This window comes from Nostoc mirabile CHAB5784 (assembly GCF_020829645.1).
Taxonomy (GTDB): domain Bacteria; phylum Cyanobacteriota; class Cyanobacteriia; order Cyanobacteriales; family Nostocaceae; genus Nostoc; species Nostoc mirabile.
In genome coordinates this window covers 1-4,616 of the sequence record NZ_JAIVFS010000235.1, presented here as the reverse complement: position 1 = coordinate 4,616, position 4,616 = coordinate 1, and the positions used below count along the sequence as shown (strand labels likewise).

The 4,616-nt window shown below is 43.6% G+C and carries 2 protein-coding genes; both read right to left on the bottom strand.

The genetic code is table 11. From position 1 onward, the window contains the following. Window positions 1–82 precede the first annotated feature (82 nt). On the bottom strand, window positions 83–1,549 hold the full coding sequence (locus LC653_RS44810) for an ATP-binding protein (RefSeq protein WP_229501676.1): 1,467 nt from the start codon (window positions 1,547–1,549) through the stop codon (window positions 83–85). Continuing rightward, the gene (locus LC653_RS44805; RefSeq protein WP_229501675.1) at window positions 1,550–4,267 is read right to left on the bottom strand and encodes a TnsB C-terminal domain-containing protein; all 2,718 of its coding nucleotides are present in this window, start codon (window positions 4,265–4,267) and stop codon (window positions 1,550–1,552) included. Window positions 4,268–4,616 lie beyond the last annotated feature (349 nt).

Genomic DNA, 4,616 nt, shown 5'->3' with positions numbered 1-4,616 from the left:
GCTCACCCTTGTCTCATTAATAAAGAGAATGGGAAGAAGCTGCCTACGGCAGCTTCTTCCCCCACCCGCATGATTATCATTCTTATGTCGTTGACTGTGATTCATGCCCAATAGTGTCTCGCTTGGGTTTGCGTTGTCCAACCCGTGTGCCTGACTTTTTCTCACGGCTCTTATCTGTTTGCTGTTGCGTGTCCTGGGTTATCGCCTGAAGGTCAGTACTAGAATTACTAAGTGGCGTTTCAGTAATTTCAAGTGTTTGAGTAGATGTAGTTTTCTTGCTAGTCTGCTTTTTCTTCGGGGCTGGCTCTACGGGGATATCGTTTGCTGTTGTGGTCGTAAATTCTTTTGGTGCAGGTACGTTTGGCTTTTTCCGAGTCCGCTTTGTTTTAGGTGGTGACTCTGTTTTCGATGAAGTGATTTCACTACCGACGAACGGAGTTTCAGGGGGGACTGCATTAGTCGGTACATCGGTTGAACCCATTCCTATTTGTAGCAAATGCCATAAGTGTTCGCGGCGGCTCTCCATATAGCTAAGTTTTTGTTCGCCCTCAGTTGCTTCTATTGCCATGCGTTCACACTGCGCTAGCGTTAGGGTATGTTCGTGTAATTGTTTTAAAGTTAAAGCAACATTGCCATCATCTAATGCCGCCGCCACAGTTCGGATAAGCCAGTCTTTTAGTACTCCAAGGCAGCCAATAGAATGTTCATAGAAGTAAAGCCAATGCTGCATTAATTCGGGAATATTAGTAGATAGAGGTACTTGCTTGAGGAGTGCTAATAACGCTGCCTGAAAATCCAAACGGTCTTGTTCATTTTGGTACAAATATCGTGGAAAGTGGATATCCAGACCGCGCCGGGATGCTTGACCACTTAAATTCCGAAAATTTAACAGTTCGTAAGTACCAATCAGGATGTGTAAAACACCCGTAACATTGGTCATGGATTTAATCCAGTCCAACTGATCTAAAAGCTTGCCAGCATTACTTCCAGTTCCAATCTTCATTAAATGTTGCGCTTCATCCAGAATAACCGCACGTACACCACGTTTGGTCATCGCTTCTTCTAATGCGTGGCGCAGTTCTGGAGAATCATTAAACTGGGAAGTTTTGCTACTACGTCCACGCCCTTTTTTCTCCCATGCCTCCGACGTATCAATGTCTACAATGCTACGACGCTCGTAGAATGGCTCGTTCAAAAGCTTGAGCGCAGTCCGGTAATAGTCAGTTCGATTAAACACCCCACCGTCAGGTGGACGTGTCTCTATCAGCAAAAGAGGTAATTGAGGTACATAACCGTTGCGGTAACTTGAGTCATTTGATACAGAATCCTCACTGTGAGAAGCATTTAAACGTTGGGCAATTTGCCGTATCATCGTCGTCTTGCCCACACCGCTTGGCCCATACACCAACACATGAGCAAATCCAGCAGGTTCTCGAATCGCACGCATGAGCAGCATATCTACCCGTGCTAACTGTGGATGTAAAACTGCATACTCCTTAAATTGAGCAAGTAAGTTGATGTCATCGCGAGCGTTCCTGTTTAAATCCATCTATTTGTATTCCCCTAATATTGGCAGTGAACTTACATCCAACGGTTCAACGTTTCGAGATGGTACGTGCTGCGATGCAACATCTTCACTTTGTTGTGCCAATACAGTCAACGTTGAATGAACTTGGTTTACTGATGGAAGAGAAGAATGACTCGACGTTAAATTGTCTAGTAAGGGTTTACTTTCTAAATCACGCAATCTTTGCAGCAACAGGGCTTCATGTTCTTGGACATTGGCAATGAAGTCAGCTAAATGTTTAGCGTTCAAATTTGTCGCAATAGCGCTACGTTTGTTCAATTGCCTAATTTCTTGTGCGGCTAACAACACTTCTTTTTCAGTGCGTCCAACGAAAGTACTGTAATACTGAGAGATACATCTCACCCAACGCCCGTCAACATAGGCGTAAGCAACTCCCATATCAAAAGGGTCGTAGCGTACTGGTACTAATGTTTTTTCAACATTTGGATTGCGGAAAGCATCACTCCAATAGTAGAGATAATTGACTTTAACCCCTTGTCCCGGCTGAACTTTCGCCTGACCTTTGGGGGTGGAAGGACGTGTTGCCATGAGGAACTCTTCGTTATAAGCAATTCTTCGGTGCAAGCGTTCTCCTGCAATTGACAACCCTTCGTTATAAACAACGCCTGGAGACGCACCTAATGAGTCATGATGATTTGAGTCGTAAATGGAGTAAGCCCACTGGGTCAGGTAAGTATATAAATCTCCCAAATTCCAAACAGCTAACTGTTTTGGGTCAACAGTTTTGGTGAGTTGGCGGGGCTGTTTACTTGCTTGGGTATTACCTAGTAGGTTATAGATAAACTCAGTATTTGTCGTCCCAAATAATCGTTCAATTACCGACCCAAAGCGGGGTTTGCCACCAGGTCTTGTTTTCTTGGTGCAGTGGTAGCGTGCCAGCAAGGTGTCAAAGTATATACTGTGAAATTCTTTGCCACCATCTACAACCAATGTTGAGGGAAAACGACCTTGGCGCTGGACTAAAATACGTAGCCCCATCATGCAAGACCTGTAAGAAGGTGCATCAAAAGTCAGATAAACTGCCAAGATTCGCCGGGAATAGGCATCGGTCAGTAATGTTAGCCAAGGTCGCCCAAGTAGCCGACCTGTAGCTTGTGAGCGTAATTCAATATCGAGTTCGGTATGGTCGATATGGACTATCTCCAGAGGCCGGTTTCCGTGAGGACGTGTATTTAAAGCTAGTTCCCAGACAAAAGGCTCTGTTGCGTATGCGGCTTTTGCTCCCTGACGCTTTAATGTCTGCTCATGGGTTGGGCGCTTTTTTAAACGCTGGTAGAAAGTGCGGTTACTAAGGGGTTGTATATTTAATGCTGTACAGGCTCTGACATACGCCCGATATACTGAAGCACCTGTCGCTTGTCTTGGTGTTTCAAAATGCTCTTTAATAAATTTATCTAATAATTCACTTGAATCTGTGGGCGATTTTGGTTGACGATTCCCTTGCTGATGTGTCCGTGGTAGCAACCCAACATAACCACAACCTAAACTTGCTTCTGCTTCACGGAACTGTTGTACCCATCTACGCAAAGTACGCTCTTTGATGTCTTGATAGATATCTGTATGGCGCTGGAAATATGCTTGTACTATATTAAATTTTCGGTTCGCTTCTTTTAAGGAAGCCGGACTGGCAGTATCCATTAAAGTACGTACTGTTTCATTTATTGTTACATCTGTAACTCCGTTATGGATTTTAATGGTGCCACTGTCGAATAACTGGAGAAAAAATGCTGTAGGCAACTGTATTGGGAAGCCTGACTCTGGTAATAGCGTGGTTGTGGTCTCGCCATAGTTAACTAAAGTCCATAGCGCCGAATCCCACTCAAGGGCTGTGTTAGGTAGGAGTGTTGTAGGACTATTGGGAGCGTTCTTTGTAGTCACAGATACAACAGATGCGTGTGTATAAGCGTTATGAGTTTGTTGACTTACCCATAGTCGCGTCCGCCAATGTTCCACTAAGGGGACAGCAGACAAATCCACGTACAGAAGCTCAGTTGCAATCATGATGTATATGTCATTGGCACATACATCATTTAATTCTTGTAGCAATGCCGCAATCGTTATTCCTGGATTTGCTTCCAAGTAAGCCAGAACTGTCGAGTGTACATCTGTTGTCAAATTTGATTTAAATCCCAAGTAATCTGACAAAAACATTAAGTTCTGGGTAAAAACGGGATTCAATTCGGCATCAGTACGAACGCAGTATTTTAGACCAAATTGTGATGCGTGTGCTTCTCCTGGTGGGCAACGCCAATGACCGGATGCTGTTTTTTGATAACGCCCAGGATATTTTTGTGCTAATTTCTCTAGTTCCTTAACTGTTTTCCACTCCTCCCAGCAAGCACCATCATCACGTAATACAAAAAAGTCAGGGGTATGATAATGACCGATATTACGCCCTGCTTGATTTTTATACTGGATTTTGAATGGTGGTGGCTGGTCGTAGAACTCTAAAACTTGTGGGTCGTGTTCCATCAGGTAAATCGCCCACAATTCCACTGTATGGCTCTCGAATTGAATTGTGACCCCCATTTTAGAACTAGGATACACGCCACAAACGTTCTTGGTTCGTCCTTGCACCCGACGTGAGGGTGGGGATTTCCTTATCTGTGCAATCAAATCAATGGTGTGGGTTGCTAGTTGCTGTTGCCTACACCAATCTTCAAACTCGAATTCGTTCATTTGAGCCTCACCTCCTTGGCGTGATCTATGTGATACAAGGACGGCTTTGTTGCTTCACTACAGTCTCCTAAAAATACTTATCAACGCGCATTGAATCATATCTTAGTCATTTTGAACCATATTTTGTCATCTAAGTTGTATCTAAGAGTGATTTTTAGAGAATTATTCGGGAGAAGTTTTCTCTTTTTAGTTATGACAACTCTAGGCTTTATTATGATTCACAATCAGGACACGCGGCCATAATTTTATGCAAACTTTTATGTGATGTTTAGGCTATAACCCTTGAAATGTCGTTAATTTTTGGTCAGGGTATGATTCACAATTTGGTCATCCAGGGGGTAAAAGCACA

Coding starts and splice junctions, on each gene's coding strand:
- LC653_RS44810 (WP_229501676.1), bottom strand. CDS start 1,549: ATGGATTTAAACAGGAACGCTCGCGATGACATCAACTTACTTGCTCAA.
- LC653_RS44805 (WP_229501675.1), bottom strand. CDS start 4,267: ATGAACGAATTCGAGTTTGAAGATTGGTGTAGGCAACAGCAACTAGCA.